General features: G+C 68.2%; 15 protein-coding genes and 2 tRNA genes. 6 read left to right on the forward strand and 11 right to left on the reverse strand.

Going from position 1 to position 17,379, the window contains the following annotated elements:
* Nucleotides 1-4: 4 nt before the first annotated feature.
* Both ACFVWW_RS19355 and ACFVWW_RS19360 read right to left on the reverse strand, forming a co-directional pair.
* The gene (locus ACFVWW_RS19355; protein ID WP_384192262.1) at nt 5-1,519 is read right to left on the reverse strand and encodes a bifunctional folylpolyglutamate synthase/dihydrofolate synthase; all 1,515 of its coding nucleotides are present in this window, start codon (nt 1,517-1,519) and stop codon (nt 5-7) included.
* A gap of 84 nt (nt 1,520-1,603) precedes the next feature.
* Complete coding sequence (locus ACFVWW_RS19360) at nt 1,604-4,225, reverse strand: valine--tRNA ligase (protein ID WP_386877543.1); 2,622 nt, start codon at nt 4,223-4,225, stop codon at nt 1,604-1,606.
* 136 nt (nt 4,226-4,361) lie between these two features.
* On the opposite strand from ACFVWW_RS19360, the gene ACFVWW_RS19365 reads away from it, so the two are divergent.
* Nucleotides 4,362-5,396: a hypothetical protein gene (locus tag ACFVWW_RS19365; protein WP_384332972.1), complete on the forward strand. Its 1,035-nt coding sequence runs from the start codon at nt 4,362-4,364 to the stop codon at nt 5,394-5,396.
* A gap of 85 nt (nt 5,397-5,481) precedes the next feature.
* Here ACFVWW_RS19365 and clpX read toward each other — a convergent pair whose 3' ends face one another.
* The 5 genes from clpX to ACFVWW_RS19390 form a co-directional block, all read right to left on the reverse strand.
* On the reverse strand, nt 5,482-6,774 hold the full coding sequence (clpX, locus tag ACFVWW_RS19370; protein ID WP_384188226.1) for an ATP-dependent Clp protease ATP-binding subunit ClpX: 1,293 nt from the start codon (nt 6,772-6,774) through the stop codon (nt 5,482-5,484).
* 145 nt (nt 6,775-6,919) lie between these two features.
* Nucleotides 6,920-7,594, reverse strand: a complete 675-nt coding sequence (locus tag ACFVWW_RS19375) for an ATP-dependent Clp protease proteolytic subunit (RefSeq protein ID WP_384188227.1) — start codon at nt 7,592-7,594, stop codon at nt 6,920-6,922.
* A 42-nt stretch (nt 7,595-7,636) separates the two neighbouring features.
* Nucleotides 7,637-8,242: an ATP-dependent Clp protease proteolytic subunit gene (locus tag ACFVWW_RS19380; RefSeq protein ID WP_384188331.1), complete on the reverse strand. Its 606-nt coding sequence runs from the start codon at nt 8,240-8,242 to the stop codon at nt 7,637-7,639.
* Nucleotides 8,243-8,559: 317 nt separating this feature from the next.
* Complete coding sequence (gene tig, locus ACFVWW_RS19385; protein ID WP_384188229.1) at nt 8,560-9,981, reverse strand: trigger factor; 1,422 nt, start codon at nt 9,979-9,981, stop codon at nt 8,560-8,562.
* A gap of 165 nt (nt 9,982-10,146) precedes the next feature.
* Nucleotides 10,147-10,223 (reverse strand) — tRNA-Pro (locus ACFVWW_RS19390).
* Between the two features lie 200 nt (nt 10,224-10,423).
* Here ACFVWW_RS19390 and ACFVWW_RS19395 point away from each other — a divergent pair.
* A tRNA-Gly gene (locus ACFVWW_RS19395) sits at nt 10,424-10,497 on the forward strand.
* Between the two features lie 123 nt (nt 10,498-10,620).
* Here the strand turns inward: ACFVWW_RS19395 and ACFVWW_RS19400 are convergent.
* Complete coding sequence (locus ACFVWW_RS19400) at nt 10,621-10,815, reverse strand: hypothetical protein (RefSeq protein WP_384188231.1); 195 nt, start codon at nt 10,813-10,815, stop codon at nt 10,621-10,623.
* A gap of 470 nt (nt 10,816-11,285) precedes the next feature.
* Here ACFVWW_RS19400 and ACFVWW_RS19405 point away from each other — a divergent pair, with 470 nt between their 5' ends.
* Nucleotides 11,286-12,593 (forward strand): acyltransferase family protein, encoded by a 1,308-nt coding sequence (locus tag ACFVWW_RS19405; RefSeq protein ID WP_386877544.1) that lies wholly within the window; start codon nt 11,286-11,288, stop codon nt 12,591-12,593.
* On the opposite strand, the gene ACFVWW_RS19410 is transcribed toward ACFVWW_RS19405, so the two are convergent.
* On the reverse strand, nt 12,520-12,990 hold the full coding sequence (locus ACFVWW_RS19410) for an HD domain-containing protein (protein ID WP_386877545.1): 471 nt from the start codon (nt 12,988-12,990) through the stop codon (nt 12,520-12,522). The two genes, ACFVWW_RS19405 and ACFVWW_RS19410, sit on opposite strands and share 74 nt — an antisense overlap.
* 197 nt (nt 12,991-13,187) lie before the next feature.
* On the opposite strand from ACFVWW_RS19410, the gene ACFVWW_RS19415 reads away from it, so the two are divergent.
* Nucleotides 13,188-14,423, forward strand: coding sequence for a cation:proton antiporter (locus tag ACFVWW_RS19415; RefSeq protein ID WP_386877546.1), 1,236 nt, complete (start codon nt 13,188-13,190; stop codon nt 14,421-14,423).
* Here ACFVWW_RS19415 and ACFVWW_RS19420 read toward each other — a convergent pair.
* Entirely contained in the window at nt 14,409-14,801 is a 393-nt protein-coding gene (locus ACFVWW_RS19420) for an ATP-binding protein (protein WP_384188237.1), read from the reverse strand. The genes ACFVWW_RS19415 and ACFVWW_RS19420 overlap by 15 nt on opposite strands.
* A 152-nt stretch (nt 14,802-14,953) precedes the next feature.
* Between ACFVWW_RS19420 and ACFVWW_RS19425 the strand changes: the two genes are divergently transcribed.
* Both ACFVWW_RS19425 and ACFVWW_RS19430 read left to right on the forward strand, forming a co-directional pair.
* On the forward strand, nt 14,954-15,802 hold the full coding sequence (locus ACFVWW_RS19425; protein WP_386877547.1) for a helix-turn-helix domain-containing protein: 849 nt from the start codon (nt 14,954-14,956) through the stop codon (nt 15,800-15,802).
* Nucleotides 15,762-16,046 carry a DUF397 domain-containing protein gene (locus ACFVWW_RS19430; RefSeq protein WP_386877548.1) on the forward strand — a complete coding sequence of 95 codons (285 nt, stop codon included), beginning with the start codon at nt 15,762-15,764 and terminating at the stop codon, nt 16,044-16,046. Before ACFVWW_RS19425 ends, ACFVWW_RS19430 begins: the two co-directional genes overlap by 41 nt.
* Before the next feature lie 475 nt (nt 16,047-16,521).
* Here the strand turns inward: ACFVWW_RS19430 and ACFVWW_RS19435 are convergent, their stop codons facing one another.
* Entirely contained in the window at nt 16,522-16,977 is a 456-nt protein-coding gene (locus ACFVWW_RS19435) for a GNAT family N-acetyltransferase (protein ID WP_386877725.1), read from the reverse strand.
* Between the last annotated feature and the right edge of the window lie 402 nt (nt 16,978-17,379).

Genomic DNA, 17,379 nt, shown 5'->3' on the forward strand with positions numbered 1-17,379 from the left:
GGGTTCAGCCCCTCCTCAGGAGCAGCCGGGCCTCGCCGACCGTGATCACCGAGCCGGTCACCAGCACTCCGGCGCCCGCGAACTCGGACTCTTCCTCGGCGAGCGTGATCGCCGCCTCCAGCGCGTCGTCGAGGCGCGGCTCGACCTGGACCCGCTCGTCACCGAAGACCTCGACGGCGACGCCGGCCAGTTCGTCCGCGTTCATCGCGCGATGCGTGGAGTTCTGCGTGACGACCAGCTCCGCGCAGATCGGCTCCAGTGCTTCGAGGACCCCGCGGACGTCCTTGTCGTCGCTGGTGCCGACCACACCGATCAGCCGGCTGAAGCCGAACGACTCGGTGACGGCCTCGGCGGCCGCGCGGGCGCCGGCCGGGTTGTGCGCCGCGTCCAGCACCACGGTGGGCGAGCGCCGGACGACCTCCAGCCGGCCCGGCGAGGAGACCGAGGCGAACGCCTTGCGGACCGTGTCCATGTCCAGCAGGCGGGCCTGCTGGGCGCCGACGCCGAAGAACGCCTCCACGGCGGCGAGCGCCACCGCCGCGTTGTGCGCCTGGTGGGCGCCGTACAGCGGAAGGAAGACCTGTTCGTACTCACCGCCGAGTCCGCGCAGGGTCAGCAGCTGGCCGCCGACGGCGACCTCACGGGCCACCACCCCGAACTCCATGCCCTCGCGGGCGACCGTCGCGTCCACGTCGACGGCCTTCTTGAGCATCACCTGCGCGGCGTCCACCGGCTGCTGCGCCAGGATCACCGTCGCGCCGGGCTTGATGATCCCGGCCTTCTCCCCGGCGATCTCGCCGGGCGTGGATCCGAGCCGGTCCGTGTGGTCCAGGGCGATCGGGGTGACCACGGCCACGGAGCCGTCGATGACATTCGTCGCGTCCCAGCTGCCGCCCATGCCGACCTCGACGACGGCCACGTCCACCGGGGCGTCCGCGAAAGCGGCGTACGCCATGCCGGTCAGCACCTCGAAGAAGGAGAGCCGGTGCTCCTGCGCGCCGTCGACCATCTCGATGTACGGCTTGATGTCCTCGTACGTCTCGATGAACCCCTCGGCGGAGATCGGGGCGCCGTCCAGGCTGATCCGCTCGGTGACCGACTGGACGTGCGGACTGGTGTACCGGCCGGTGCGCAGCTCGAACGCGCCGAGCAGCGCCTCGATCATCCGCGCCGTGGACGTCTTGCCGTTGGTCCCGGTGATGTGGATCGACGGATAGGCGCGCTGGGGGTCGCCCAGCACATCCATCAGCGCCTCGATCCTGGCGAGCGACGGGTCGAGCTTCGTCTCACCCCAGCGCCCCGCGAGCTCCTGCTCGACGGCGCGCAGCGCCTTGTCCACCTCCGGGTCCTGGGGGCGGGCCGGCACGCCGTCGTCCTGCGACGGCCCGGCTTGGGCGCGCAGGGTACGGCTGCCGGCCGCGATCACCGCGAGGTCGGGGTCGCGCTCGGTCTCGGCGCCGACGATCTCATCGAAATCGTCGTACTCGCCGGGCTGGTCGGAAGGACGGTGCTCGCTCACGGGACCAGTCTACGGAGCGCCGCCGACACCGAGGCCCCCCGGCCGTCGCGGGCCGGGGGGCCTCGGTGTCGTTGCGTACGGGCGTCAGCCCTGCGGCAGACTCGCCACCTGCGCCGTGAGCCGCTCGATGTCCGCCTCGGCCTTGGCGAGCCGGGTACGGATCTTGTCGACGACATTGTCCGGGGCCTTCGCGAGGAACGCCTCGTTGCCGAGCTTCGCCGTCGCCTGGGCCTTCTCCTTCTCGGCGGCGCCGAGATCCTTCGTCAGACGCTTGCGCTCCGCCTCGACGTCGATGGTGCCGGACAGGTCCAGGGCCACCGTCGCGCCCGCGACCGGCAGCGTGGCGGTGGCGTGGAAGCCCTCGCCCTCCGGCTGCAGACGCAGCAGCTGGCGGATGGCCGCCTCGTGCGCGGCGAGCGACGTGCCCGACAGATCCAGCCGGGCCGGGACCTTCTGACCGGGCTGGAGACCCTGGTCGGCGCGGAACCGGCGGACCTCGGTGATCACCTGCTGGAGGTTCTCGATCTCCCGCTCGGCGGCCTTGTCACGGAAGCCGCTGTCGGCCGGCCAGTCGGCGATGACCACCGACTCCTTGCCGGTGAGCGTGGTCCACAGCGTCTCGGTGACGAACGGGACGATCGGGTGCAGCAGCCGCAGCGTGACATCGAGGACCTCGCCGAGGACCCGCCCTGAGACCTTCGCGGGCTCGCCGCCCTCGATGAACGTGGTCTTGGACAGCTCGACGTACCAGTCGAAGACCTCGTCCCACGCGAAGTGGAAGAGGGCGTCGCTGAGCTTCGCGAACTGGTAGTCCTCGTAGTACGCGTCGACCTGGGCGACGGTCTCGTTCAGCCGGGACAGGATCCAGCGGTCCGCGGCGGACATGTCGGCCGCGGTGGGCAGCTCGCCCTCGACGGTCGCGCCGTTCATCATCGCGAACCGGGTGGCGTTCCAGATCTTGTTGGCGAAGTTGCGGGAGCCCTGCACCCAGTCCTCGCCGATCGGGACGTCGACGCCCGGGTTGGCGCCGCGCGCGAGGGTGAAGCGGACCGCGTCCGAGCCGTACTTGTCCATCCAGTCCAGCGGATTGACCGCGTTGCCGAAGGACTTCGACATCTTCTTGCCGAACTGGTCGCGGACCATGCCGTGCAGCGCGATGGTGTGGAAGGGCGGCGTGCCGTCCATCGCGTACAGGCCGAACATCATCATCCTGGCGACCCAGAAGAAGAGGATGTCGTAGCCGGTGACCAGGACCGAGTTGGGATAGAACTTCTCGAGGCTCGGGGTCTGTTCGGGCCAGCCCAGCGTGGAGAACGGCCACAGGCCGGACGAGAACCAGGTGTCCAGGACGTCCTTGTCCTGCGTCCAGCCCTCGCCGGTCGGAGCCTCGTCGTCGGGACCGACGCAGACGGTCTCACCGTTCGGCCCGTACCAGACGGGGATGCGGTGGCCCCACCACAGCTGCCGGGAGATACACCAGTCGTGGAGGTTGTCGACCCAGCCGAAGTAGCGGGACTCCATCTCCTTCGGGTGAATCTTGACTCGCTCGTCACGGACGGCGTCGCCCGCGGCCTTCGCCAGCGGCTCGACCTTGACCCACCACTGGAGGGACAGCCGCGGCTCGATGGTCGTCTTGCAGCGCGAGCAGTGTCCGACGGAGTGGGTGTACGGACGCTTCTCGGCGACGATGCGGCCCTCGGCCTGCAGCGCGCCGACGATGGCGCTGCGCGCCTCCATCCGGTCGAGTCCCTCGAAGGGGCCCGGCGCGGTGATCACGGCGCGCTCGTCCATGACCGTGATGTTCGGCAGGTTGTGCCGCCGGCCGATCTCGAAGTCGTTCGGGTCGTGGGCCGGGGTGACCTTGACGGCGCCCGTGCCGAACTCCGGGTCGACATGGGTGTCGGCGACGACCGGGATCGTACGGTTGGTGAGCGGCAGCTTGATCTGCTTGCCGACGAGGTGCGCGTACCGCTCGTCGTCGGGGTGGACGGCGACGGCCGTGTCACCGAGCATCGTCTCGGCGCGGGTGGTCGCGACGACGACGGAGTCCTCACCGTCGCCGTACTTGAGCGAGACCAGCTCGCCGTCGTCGTCCTGATACTCGACCTCGATGTCCGAGATGGCGGTCAGACAGCGCGGACACCAGTTGATGATGCGCTCGGCGCGGTAGATCAGCTCGTCGTCGTACAGCTTCTTGAAGATGGTCTGGACGGCCTTGGACAGCCCCTCGTCCATGGTGAAGCGCTCACGCGACCAGGCGACGCCGTCGCCGAGCCGCTTCATCTGCCCGGAGATCTGCCCGCCGGACTCGGCCTTCCACTGCCAGACGCGCTCGACGAACTCCTCGCGGCCCAGGTCGTGGCGCGACTTGCCCTCCTTGGCGAGCTCGCGCTCGACCACGTTCTGCGTGGCGATACCGGCGTGGTCCATGCCGGGCTGCCACAGGGTCTCGTACCCCTGCATGCGCTTGCGGCGGGTGAGGGCGTCGATGAGCGTGTGCTCGAAGGCGTGCCCGAGGTGCAGGCTGCCGGTGACGTTCGGCGGCGGGATGACGATGGTGTACGGCGGCTTGTCGCTCTTCTCGTCCGCTTCGAAGTAACCGCGGTCTACCCAGCGCTCATACAGCTTCCCCTCCACCTCGGCCGGCGCGTACTGGGTCGGCAGTTCGGGGTTGCTGGCTGGCTGCTGCTGAGGGTTCTCGGTCACGAGGCTCAGTTTAGAGGTGTCACAGCCGCGTACTGAAACGGGTTGTTCCGTAACGGTGCCGCCCCCGGCGGCCCGCGCCACCGCCTCTTCCGACAGGATGTTCGGAACGCATAAGCATCTGGAGGGGACAGAGCACATGAGTCACAACCAGCCGGGCCCGTACGGTGGGCAGCAGCCCCAGCAGCCTGGACCGTACGGCCAGCAGGGTCCTTACGGTCAGCAGCCGCCGCAGGGCCAGCCGGGCCCCTACGGCCAGCAGCCGCCGCAGGGCCAGCCGCAGCCCGGCTACGGTTACCCGCAGCAGGCCCCCCAGGGTGTCCCGCCGCAGCAGCCCCCGCCTCCGCCGGGCTACGGCTACCCGCAGCAGCCAGGCCAGCCGGGCCCTTACGGTCAGCCTGGCCCGTACGGCCAGCCGCCGCAGCAGCCTCCGTACGGAGGCGGCCAGTTCCCGCCCCCTCCGGGCCCCGCGCCGAAGAAGAAGACCGGCCTGATCATCGGCGCGGTCGTCGTGGCGCTCGCGGTGATCGCCGGCGGCGCGTACTTCCTGACGTCCGGCGGTGGCGGCAGCTCGATAGCCGACGACGGCCCGCACAAGCTGACGACGCCGGCCACGGTGCTCGGCGGCGAGTACAAGAAGACCGACAGCAGCGCCAACGACACCGGTATGAGCGAGAGCGACCTCAAGGACGCCGAGGCGTGGGGGGTGACGAACCCCAAGGACGTGTCCGCCGGCTACGAGGCGGTGAGCGAGGACAATCCGCTGGCCGCCAAGTACTTGAGTTTCGGCGGGGTCTACGGCGAGATCGACGACCCGGAGAAGGTCGTCGACGCCATGTTCGCCTATATGACGAAGAAGTCCGCGGCGGACCCCGACAACAAGGACGCGGGCGAGATGGTCGGCACTCCCGAGGAGTACAAGCCGGCCGGCCTGAAGGACGCCGTCATGAAGTGCCAGAACCTCAAGACCGCGAACGACCCGGGCTCGGCGACCGGTGACGCCGAAGGGCCGAAGGAGATGACCTTCCCGATCTGCATCTGGGGCGACCACAGCACCCTCGGCTTCTCCATGAACATCGAGCTGGCGAGCGCCATGGCCGGCAAGACCGTCCCGCTCGAGGACGCCGCCGCCACCACCGCCAAGCTGCGCAACGAGGTCCGCGTCAAGCTGTAGCAGCGGACCCAACACGCAGGGGCGCCCGGCCAGTTGGACTGGCCGGGCGCCCCTGCGTGGTACGCGTGGTACGTACGTGGAACCGCTACGCGGACTTCTCGTGACGGCCGTCGTTCTTGACGATGCGCGGCTCGCGCGGGACCAGCGTCGGGTTGACGTTGTCGCGGACGACCTCCGCCGTGATGACGACCCTGGCCACGTCCTTGCGGGACGGCACCTCGTACATCACCGACTGGAGGACCTCTTCGAGGATGGCGCGCAGCCCGCGCGCGCCGGTACCGCGCAGGATCGCCTGGTCGGCGATGGCCTCCAGGGCCGGGCGGTCGAAGTCCAGTTCCACGCCGTCGAGTTCGAAGAGGCGCTGGTACTGCTTCACCAGCGCGTTGCGCGGCTCGATGAGGATCTGGAGCAGGGCCTCGCGGTCCAGGTTGTGGACCGAGGTGAGGACCGGCAGACGGCCGATGAACTCCGGGATCATCCCGAACTTCACCAGGTCCTCCGGCATGACCTCCTGGAACTGGTCGCTCGCCTGGATCTCGCGCTTCGAGCGGATCGTCGCGCCGAAGCCGATGCCCTTCGCGCCGGCGCGCGACTCGATGATCTTCTCAAGACCGGCGAAGGCGCCGCCCACGATGAAGAGCACGTTGGTCGTGTCGATCTGGATGAATTCCTGGTGCGGGTGCTTCCGGCCGCCCTGCGGGGGGACCGAGGCCGTGGTGCCTTCCAGGATCTTCAGCAGGGCCTGCTGGACGCCCTCGCCGGAGACATCGCGGGTGATCGACGGGTTCTCGCTCTTGCGGGCGACCTTGTCGATCTCGTCGATGTAGATGATCCCGGTCTCGGCCTTCTTGACGTCGTAGTCCGCCGCCTGGATCAGCTTCAGCAGGATGTTCTCGACGTCCTCGCCGACGTAGCCGGCCTCCGTCAGCGCCGTCGCGTCGGCGATGGCGAACGGAACGTTCAGCATGCGCGCCAGCGTCTGGGCGAGCAGGGTCTTGCCCGAGCCGGTCGGGCCCAGCAGCAGGATGTTCGACTTCGCGAGCTCGATCGCGTCGTCCCGCCCGGTCCCGCCGCCGTTCTCCCCGGCCTGGACGCGCTTGTAGTGGTTGTAGACCGCCACCGAGAGGGCCTTCTTCGCGGGCTCCTGCCCGACGACGTACCCCTCGAGAAACTCGTAGATCTCGCGCGGCTTGGGCAGTTCCTCCCACCGCACCTCGGAGGTCTCGGCGAGCTCCTCCTCGATGATCTCGTTGCAGAGGTCGATGCACTCGTCGCAGATGTACACACCGGGACCTGCGATGAGCTTCTTCACCTGCTTCTGGCTCTTCCCGCAGAACGAGCACTTGAGCAGGTCGCCGCCATCACCGATGCGTGCCACGAGGTGCTTCCCCTTCGCCTGGGAGCAGCCTGGTTCAGCGGCTCCTGTGCCTCATATCCGACGGTACCTTGCCCGGGCCCCCGTTCGGGCCCCCCTCGGCGCGGTTCACATGGTCGTGCGAACCGCGCCGAGGGCGCCGGGTGCGTCAGGCGGCCGCTGCGGCCGTGGTCTTCCTGGTCGACACGATCTGGTCGACCAGGCCGTACGCGAGCGCGTCCTCGGCAGTGAGGATCTTGTCGCGCTCGATGTCGTCGCGAACCTTCTCGATCGGCGTGGTGGAGTGCTTGGCCAGCATGTCTTCCAGCTGGGCACGCATCCGGAGGATCTCGTTGGCCGCGATCTCCAGGTCGGAGAGCTGCTCCCGGCCGGTCTGGCTGGACGGCTGGTGGATCAGCACGCGCGCGTTCGGCAGGGCCAGTCGCTTGCCGGCGGTGCCGGCGGCGAGCAGCACGGCGGCGGCGGAGGCGGCCTGTCCCATGCACACGGTCTGGATGTCCGGCTTCACGAACTGCATCGTGTCGTAGATGGCGGTGAGCGCCGTCATCGAGCCGCCGGGGCTGTTGATGTAGATCGAGATGTCGCGGTCCGGGTCCATCGACTCCAGGCAGAGCAGCTGCGCCATGACGTCGTTGGCGGACGCGTCGTCGATCTGCACACCGAGGAAGATCACGCGCTCCTCGAAGAGCTTCGCGTACGGGTCGTACTCACGCACGCCCTGCGAGGTGCGCTCGACGAAGCGCGGGACGATGTAGCGGTTGTCCACCTGCGGGCCGGTGTAGAGGCCGCTCGCGGAGTAGTTGTTCATGTGGGTGTTCACCATCCTGTGACGTTCGGTGGGCTGGGCCGGCTGATCGGGGCGGGGTCAGGCCCCGGTGCCGCCGCCGCCCGGAACGCCCGAGGCAGCGGAGATGATCTCGTCGATGAGCCCGTACGCCTTGGCCTCGTCCGCGGTGTACCAGCGGTCGCGGTCACCGTCGCGGATGATCGTCTCGACGGTCTGGCCGGAGTGGCGGGCGGTGATCTCCGCCATGCGCTTCTTCGTACGGAGCAGCTGCTCGGCCTGGATCTTGATGTCGGAGGCGGTGCCACCGAGGCCCGCGGACCCCTGGTGCATGAGGATGTCGGTGTGCGGCAGCGCGAAGCGCTTGCCCGCGGTGCCACCGGTCAGCAGGAACTGGCCCATCGAGGCCGCGAGGCCCATACCGATGGTGACCACGTCGTTCGGGATGTACTGCATGGTGTCGTAGACGGCCATGCCGGCCGTCACCGAGCCACCGGGGCTGTTGATGTAGAGGTAGATGTCCTTGTCGGGTTCGGCCGCGAGAAGGAGGAGCTGCGCCGTGATCTTGTTGGCGATGTCATCGTCCACCTGCTGGCCGAGGAAGATGATCCGCTCTCCGAGCAGTCGGCTGTAGACCTGGTCGCCGAGGCCACCACCGAGGGACGGCTCACCGGCGGCGTAAGGCATCAGATTCGTCACGTATACACCTGCTCGTCTCTGACGGCTGCGGCCGTCTCAGCGTCTTCGTACCGGGGACGGGATACTCCCCTGCCCTCGTATTCATGGACCCTAACGCGCTGGTCGGCGGGCGCCATCCCGCTTCCGTGGCTGTTCGCTGGGAGCGCAAGGTAGTTGAGGCTCTGTGCGGGCTCCAGAGGGCCTGTGGGCCCTGTCCCGACCCGGGGGACCGCCGGGGTCTTCCGGCGGGTTCTGCGGGCCGGACGGAACGGGCCCCGGGCGCGTCTCGCACCCGGGGCCCGTCCTCGTGCTCAGAACGAGACCGCTCAGGCCTCGGTCTTTCCGCCCTTGTCCTCGCCCTGCTCGGCGTCGGAGGCCGGAGCGGCGTCGCCGGCGTCGTCCGAGGAGGCCTCGACCGTCTCGGCGGTCTCGTCCTCGTCGTCGTCCAGCTCGACCGGCTCACCGTTGGTGTCGACGACCTTGGCGGCCTCGACGACCACCGCGAGCGCCTTGCCGCGGGCGACCTCGCCGACGAGCATCGGCACCTGGCCGCCTTCGACGACCGCCTGGGCGAACTGGTCGGGGGACATGCCGGAGGACTGCGCGCGACGCATGAGGTGCTCGGTGAGCTCCTCCTGGTTCACGTTCAGCTTCTCCTTGTTCACCAGCTCGTCCAGGATGAACTGGGTCTTGATGCCCTTGACCGCCTGCTCCTTGGTCTCGGCGTCGAACTCTTCCTCGGTCTTGCCCTGGATCTCCAGGTACTTCGCGAGGTCGAGGCCCATCTGGCCGAGCTGGTGGTGCTCAAGGTTGTGCTTGCGGGTGTTGATCTCGTCCGCGAGGAGCTTCTCGGGGATCGGGACCTCGGCCAGCTTCAGCAGCTCGTCGAGGACGCGCTCCTGGGCCTGGGTGGCCTGGTCGTACTGCTTCATGTTCTCGAGGCGCTTGCGGCTGTCGGCCTTCAGCTCGTCGAGCGTGTCGAACTCGCTCGCCATCTGGGCGAACTCGTCGTCCAGCTCGGGGAGCTCGCGGGCGGCGACCTGGGTGACCTTGACGGTGACCTCGGCGGCCTTGCCCTCGGCGGTGCCGCCCTTCAGCTCGGAGGTGAAGGTGGCCTCGCCGCCGGCCTCCAGGCCGGTGACGGCCTCGTCGATGCCGTCGAGCAGCTCGCCGGAGCCGATGGTGTACTGCACGGCGCTGGCGACGCCGTCGGGCAGCACCTCACCGTCGACCTTGGCCTCCAGGTCGATCGTCACGACGTCGCCTTCGACGGCGGCGCGCTCGACCGGGTTGGTGGAGGCGAAGCGGTCGCGGAGCTCCTCGACCGACTTCTCGATGTCCTCGTCGGTGACCTCGACGGAGTCGACGGTGACCTCGATACCGGAGTAGTCCGGGATCTCGATGACGGGGCGGATGTCGACCTCGGCGGTGAAGGCCAGCAGCTCGCCGTCCTTCAGCTCGGTGATGTCGACATCGGGCTGGCCGAGGACATTGAGCTCACCCTCGTTGACCGCTTCGGTGTAGAACTTCGGGAGGGCGTCGTTGACGGCCTCCTCCAGCACAGCACCACGCCCGAACCGCTGGTCGATGACTCGGGCCGGGATCTTGCCCTTACGGAAGCCCTTCACCGTGACCTGCTGGTTGATCTTCTTGTACGCCGCGTCGAGGCTGTCCTTGAGCTCCTCGAAGGGCACCTCGACAGTGAGCCGAACCCGAGTCGGGTTCAGGGTCTCCACGGCGCTCTTCACGGTTCGGTCTCCTTGGTGGCTGATTCTGGGGTTCTGCTGTGTCCGCCGCACTGCGGCGGCCCAGCGGATCGGCCCGGTTCTTCAGAGACTCTTCAGACACACGGGCACGCAGCTTGCATAGTAACCGCAAGCAGGAAGCGCCCCACAATGTGATCTTGACTGGACTGGTCGGGGTGGCCGGATTCGAACCGACGACCTTCCGCTCCCAAAGCGGACGCGCTACCAAGCTGCGCCACACCCCGTCGGTGCGACACGTAGGGTACATGCCCCCGGCCGCCGCGTCGGTATCTTCAGCGGGTGCGTGGCAAAGTCTTTGACGAGTGCGCGGCGAACGGTCCCGGCCGGTCTCGCGGGGTGGCGTCCTTACGGGTGTGCGGTGAACCGCCAGGACCCGCTACGATGCTGACCATGCCGCGGTCGCACGACCTGCGGCGCGCACTGTGCGGGCGTAGCTCAATGGTAGAGCCCTAGTCTTCCAAACTAGCTACGCGGGTTCGATTCCCGTCGCCCGCTCCACAGCCTCCGGCCCGATCAGGTGGACATGCCACCGGTCGGGCCGGCGGCGTTCGCGGCGCGGCCGTTCGGAGGCGTCAGACGCTGATCGGTTCAGACACTGGTCGGCTCAGAAGCTGATCCGGCTCAGAAGCTGATCTGACTGACGGTGTCGGCTATCGAGTTGAGGAACCGGTTCACCGACGGAGCCATGTTGGTGGAGGCGAGGAAGAAGCCGAAGAGCACCGCGACGACCGCGGGTCCGGCCTTGAGGGAGCCACCGCGGATCAGCACCACGAGGATGACCGCCAACAGCACCACCACAGACAGTGAAATGGCCACAACTGATCACACCCTTGGTCGGTCCTGCCTTGCCCTGTACCCCTGCCAGGCGGGGGTACACGACGTCGTGCGCCCCGCTCGGACCATCGTGCCATCAACCTCCCTGCGGATGTTGCCGGGTGACGAATCGTCGCCGTAGGGATCACGCCAATCGCACGCCCGGCGCGTCGCGCCGGTACGGCTCCGGCGCGCGGGGGCGTCGGACGAATGCGGACGTGAATTCGAGCCGGCCGTTTCATCGCACACACATTCCATTCACAGGCCATTCCCATGATGGGCGTCGCGGTAATCAACCGGGAGTCACAGCTGTGGCCACGGCCCGGTCGCAACCGGGCCGCAGCCCGACGAAACACACCATTTAACCCGATTAATTGGGGCATAGTGCCCGGTTGTCGGCGGTTTCAGATTCGAATGGACTACCTGGGCAGGAGGTTTTACGAATTGCAATACGCGCGGCTAGGGTGCCTCAGATGTTCCAGGCGCCCCATGGATATACGAGGTCCCCGCTCCCCCGGGCAAGGCAGCAGGAGCCCACCCCCAGAACCCCGACTCCGACGGTGGCCGACACGCCGGGACCGGCCGTTCGGCGGTCCGCCGAGCGGATGCCGAATCAGCACCCGGTGTCCACTGAACGAGACGCGTTCTTCGACAACGCCAAGTACCTGGCGATCGTGCTCGTGGCGGTGGCGCACTCCTGGGAACCGGTCATGGACGGCAGCCGCGCCACCAAGGCGCTCTACCTGCTCGTCTACAGCTTCCACATGCCGGCCTTCATCATCATTTCCGGCTACTTCTCCCGGAGTTTCACCGCCCGCCCGCACCAGATCAAACGGCTCGTGACCGGCATCGCCGTGCCGTACGTGCTCTTCGAGCTGGCCTACTCGCTCTTCAAGCGGTACGCGGACGACTCCCCCGGCCACCCGATCAGCCTGCTCGACCCCTGGTATCTCACCTGGTTCCTGGCCGCGTTGTTCGTCTGGCGGCTGACCACCCCGATCTGGCGCGCGCTGCGCCACCCACTGCCGGTCGCACTGGCCGTCGCCGCGCTCGCGTCACTCACCCCGGACATCGGTGACGACCTCAACCTCCAGCGCGTGCTGCAGTTCCTGCCGTACTTCGTCCTGGGACTGTGCCTCAAGCCCGAGCACTTCCAGCTGGTGCGGCGGCGCGAGGTCCGGCTGCTGGCGGTACCGCTGTTCGCGGGCGCGGCGCTCGTCGCGTACTGGGCCGCGACCCGGATGCGGCCCGGCTGGCTCTACCACGGCTCCAGCGCCCAGCAGTTGGACGCCCCGTGGTGGTCGGGGCCCGTGATGACCTTCGCGCTCTTCGGCTGCTCGCTGCTGCTCTCGGCCGGATTCCTGGCCTGGGTGCCGCGTCGCCGGATGTGGTTCACGGTGCTGGGCACGGGGACCATCTGCGGCTATCTGCTGCACGGATTCCTGGTCAAGGGCGCGGTGTTCGCGGGGCTCTTCGACAGCTACCCGTGGCTGACGAGCGCCACCGGGAAGATCGCGCTGTCCGTACTGGCCGCCGCGGCGGTAACGGTGCTGTGCACGCCTCCGGTGCGCCGGCTGTTCCGCTTCGCCACCGAGCCGGAGATGGGATGGGCGTTCGGGCGCGATGGGGACGGCGGCAACGGTTCGCCGGGCGCGGCGGCGGGTCGGGCTACGACGGCGACCACGGCCGGTCCGGCCAAGGCTGCGCCTATGCCTGCGCCTGCGCCTGACCGTCAGTCGGCAGGTCAAGCAGTCGGCGCATCCTCAGGTATTTCTCGGTAAGACGGTCCCGCGTGGGCTCGTCGAGCACGGCGAGCCGCGCGGGATCGGCATTGTGCGCGAGGTCGGACTCCTTGACCAGCAGCGCCCCCGGCGTGGCGAGTATCCGCCGGGCGTACGTACGGACGTCCTCGCCCTTCACCTTGGTGACGGCGAGGACCATCTCTTTCACCGGCTGCGGCAGTGCGGCCGCGTCGAGCCATTCCCTGGACAGCGCGTCGTCCTCGACCGCGTCATGCAGCCACGCTGCGGCGATCTGCTCGTCGGAGCCGCCCCGCGCCCGTACCCCCTCGGCGACCGCCGCCAGGTGCTCGGCGTAGGGACGTCCCGCCTTGTCGGTCTGGGCGGCATGGGCCGCGCGGGCGAGGGACTCGACCTCGGACAGGGTCAGATACGGCATGGGCCGACTGTACGGGCACGGGCCGGGTGCGCGGCCCTGCTTGTACGAGCCACAGGAGCGCCCGCCGCGAGGCTGACCGGGATGCGACAGTTGCCCGATAAACCATTTGGTAAACTAATTACTGACGGTTCCTTGACGCACTCTTGACCTTACGACGGAGGAACGACCCCATCGGACACGCAGAGACCCTCATAGCCATGGGCGGCGCCTTCCTCGCCGCCGCCGTACTCGCCCGCCTCGGCAGCCGCATCGAGCTGCCCACCATTCCGCTGTTCATCCTGGCCGGGATCCTCCTCGGCCCGCACACCCCCGGCATCGTGCTGGTCTCCGACCCGCACGACCTGGAGATGCTCTCCGCTCTCGGCCTGGTCCTGCTGCTCTTCTACCTCGGCCTGGAATTCCATCTGGACGACCTCAAAGCGGGCGGCCGGAAGATGGCCCTCGCCGGCGGTGCGTACCTCGCCCTGAACGTCGGCGCCGGTCTCGGCTTCGGCTTCGCCCTGGGCTGGGGCACGTCCGAGGCGCTGGTGCTCGCGGGGGTCCTCGGCATCTCCTCGTCCGCGATCGTCACCAAGGTCCTGGTCGACCTGGGCCGTATCGGCAATCCGGAGACCAAGCCGATCCTCGGCATCATCGTGGTCGAGGACATCTTCCTGGCCCTCTACCTCGCCGCGCTCCAGCCGATCCTGTCCGGTGCGGACAGCCTCTCGGCGGCCGTGGTGGACGGTGGAAAGGCATTCGGCTTCCTGCTGCTGCTCGCGCTCGCCGCCCGGTACGGGACGAAGATCGTCGGACGCTTCATCGCCACCAAGGACGACGAACTGCTCGTCATCTCCTTCCTCGGCATCGCCGTCCTGGTGGCCGGCGTCTCCGAGTGGTTCGGTGTCGCGGACGCCATCGGCGCCTTCATGGTCGGCCTGATGCTCGGCGGTACGACCTCGGGCGACCGGATCCGCAAGCTCGTCCACCCGCTGCGCGACGCGTTCGGCGCGATCTTCTTCTTCGCCTTCGGCCTGTCGATCAACCCGGGCGATCTCCCGACCGTGCTGTGGCCGGTGCTCGCCGCCGTCGCCGTGACGCTGGTGATGAACGTCCTCGCGGGACTCTCCGCAGCCAAGATCTTCGGCTTCGGGGCAGGACCGGCGGCGAACATCTCCACAACGCTGCTGGCGCGGGGCGAGTTCGCCCTGATCCTCGCCACGATGGCGGCGGGAGCGAGCCTCGACGCGCGGCTCGCCCCCTTCATCGCGGGCTACGTCCTGGTCCTGGCCGTCCTCGGCCCGCTGGCCGCCGGCCGGTCGCACTGGCTGGCCCGGATTTTGCCGGGTGGCCGGAGCGGGGGCGGCGGTGGTGACGGCGACGGCGGTGTCGGCCATGGCGGCACTCCCAGGGAGGGCGAGCCGACACGGGAGCCACAGTCAGTCGTCAGCTGACTGCTGCCGTTTCGCCTCGCACTCGAACCACACGGTCTTGCCACCGCCGGGGCGTGGCGTCACGCCCCACCGGTCGGTCACCGCGTCGATGAGAAGCAAGCCCCGGCCGTCCTCGGACAGTTCCGTGGGGTCCTGAAGCTCCTTCACCGTGGGCAGCCGCGGCTCCTTGTCCGTCACTTCGACGCGCAGAGAGTCCGGCTGCCACATGAAGAGCACCGAACAGCCACGGCCCGGCACATGGCGCACCACATTGGCGAGCAGCTCGGTGAGGGCCAATTCCGCCGAATCACACAGGTCTTCCAGGTCCCAGGCACACAGATACGTATGCACGATGCGTCGCAAGTGCCGGGCGGAGTGCTCACCCACAGTGAAGCTCATGCTGTAACAACTCGGGGGAAACTCTGCGCTCTGCAGCACGCTAACTCCAGCTCGATGGGGTTGGGTTGTCGCATTCACCCCCCAACCGTGCGACGACATGGCTACGCTCGGCTACGGACTAGAAGAAACGCTCCGTAACGTTGGAGGCCGTCGTGTCAACCATCCGTGAGCTGGACCCCAGCGCGTCCCCGCTGGATTACTTCGGCGCCGAGCTGCGACGGCTGCGCGAAGCCGCGAATCTCAACCAGAAGCAGCTGGGCGCGATCATCTACTGCACCGGCTCACTGATCGGCCAGATCGAGACGGCGAGGAAGGTTCCAACCAGGCCGTTCGCGGAGAGGGTTGACGCGGCGCTGGGTACGGGAGGGGCGCTGAGCCGACTGGTACCACTGGTGCTGCGGAGCCAACTTCCGCCGTGGTTCCAGCAGTACGCGGAGATGGAGGCGCGGGCGACGTACATCAGCTCCTTCCAGACGCAATTGGTCGACGGGCTTCTCCAAGCGGAGGAGTACGCACGGGCCGTACTGGGCGTCATGACTGTGGAGAAACTGGATGAGCGGGTCGCAGCCCGGATGGAGCGCCAGCGCATCTTTAAGCGGGAGCACCCTCCGCTGGTCTGGGTAGTGCTGAGCGAGGCGGTGCTCTATCAGGAGATCGGCGGCCGTGAGGTGATGCGGAACCAACTCGCCCACCTGTTGTCCTACCGGGATGCGGAGTGGGTGCAGATCCAGGTCCTGCCGTTCGGGGCCGGTGCGCACGCTGGGCTGATGGGCTCATTCAACGTCCTGCGCTTCGACGACGATCCTGACATCGCTTACACCGAGGGGTATGAGACCGGCCATCCGACGGCCAATCCACAAGAAGTCAAGTCTCGTTCGCTCCGTTACGATCATTTGCAGGCCGCCGCGCTCTCCGTGGGGGAATCGGCGGAACTGATCGCCCGGGTACTGGAGGAGCGCTATGGAGAACAACCTGAACCTGACGGGCGCACGCTGGCGTAAGTCGAGCCACAGCGGCGACACCGGCGGCGACTGCGTGGAGTGCGCGCCGGTCGGCAACGCAACCTGGCACAAGTCGAGCTACAGCGGCGACACCGGCGGCCAGTGCGTCGAGGTCGCCACCTGCACCGCCGCCGTCGCCGTCCGCGACTCGAAGAACCCCGACGGCCCGGTCTTCGCCGTCGCCCCGCACGCCTTCACCACCTTCGTCACCGCCGCCGCAAGCGGCGACCTCAACCGAAGCTGAACCTGTCGTCTGCGACTCAGAAGCTGGTAGTCGGGGCGGACCAGGTCGCGTTGAGCACCGGAGGGCCGCCCCTTTCTCTTTGATTGTCGCGGCTCCGGGCCGGGCATCAAGGGCGCTCCTCCGTCGCGTCGGCTACGCCGATTCCGCTCCGCTCCACCCTTGACCCCCGTCCCTCCACCGCAAGTGAAGGCAGTGGGGGGCGGCCGGGGGGAGGGTTCCCCGGGAAGCCAGGATCTTGGCGGGGGCCCTTTGCCGTCCACCGGTCTGTGGGTGGATTGCGCGGCAGTGGAATGGGGCGGCCCGGCACCGGCTCAGCGACCAACCACCGTCTGTGGCCGAGGCACAAGCTGGTGTCTGAGCTCCGTGATCGCATGACACCCCAGAAGCGGGTACGAGGGGCCGAGACGCCCTGATATGTACCCATTTGCCCGGACGATTGGGCTGCCTGTCGGTCGGTCTTGCGCTAAGGGGTGCGCTAGGAGCTTGTGAGACGCATATCCGGCTGTCGGACCATGTAGACGTCGATGGGGTCCTGGCTCTCTACGAAGAAGCCGTGGCGCTCATACAGTCGGCGGGCGGCGCTGCCTTGCAGGACATTCAGGCGGACGAGCACTCCGTCGGCGTCGATTCGGTCCAGCAGTGTTCGCAGGACAGCGGAACCGAGCCCCCGGCCCTGCATGCCTGGAGCAAGGTAGAAATGCTCCAGCTGCTGCCCGTCCTCGGCCGGTCGGACGGTGACACAGCCCGCGAAGGCGCCTTCGGCCACGATGACCGAGGTGTGCTGCGGCGAGAAGGAATCCCGCAGCCGTTGCCGGACCCGATGTTCATCGAATCGACCCAACCGCTCCAGGTCCGGGCGCATCACCGTCGCCCGCAGCTCCGCGATCACCTCGACATCCGCCAGTCCTGCGGAACGCAGCGCCCATTGCATGGGACGGCCTGAACCCTGGCCCGGCCGTATCCCATCCACTGTCGTGCTCGTATCCACGGCGTGAGTATCTCAGTGCCCACCCAGCTCAGACACCTGCTTGTGCCTCGGACGACTGATGAGGGTTTGCCGCTGAGCCGGTGCCGGGCCGCCCCATTCCACTGCCGCGCAATCCACTACAGGCCCGAGGTCGGCAAAGCGCATCCGCCAAGATCCTGGCTTCCCGGGGAACCCTCCCCCGGCCGCCCCCCACTGCCTTCACTTGCGGTGGAGGGACGGGGGTCAAGGGTGGAGCGCAGCGGAATCGGCGTAGCCGACGCGACGAAGGAGCGCCCTTGATGCCCGGCCCGGAGCCGCGACAATCAAACAGCAAGGGGCGGCCCCACAGTGCTCAACACGACCCGC

This window comes from Streptomyces sp. NPDC058198, assembly GCF_042882605.1.
Taxonomy (GTDB): domain Bacteria; phylum Actinomycetota; class Actinomycetes; order Streptomycetales; family Streptomycetaceae; genus Streptomyces.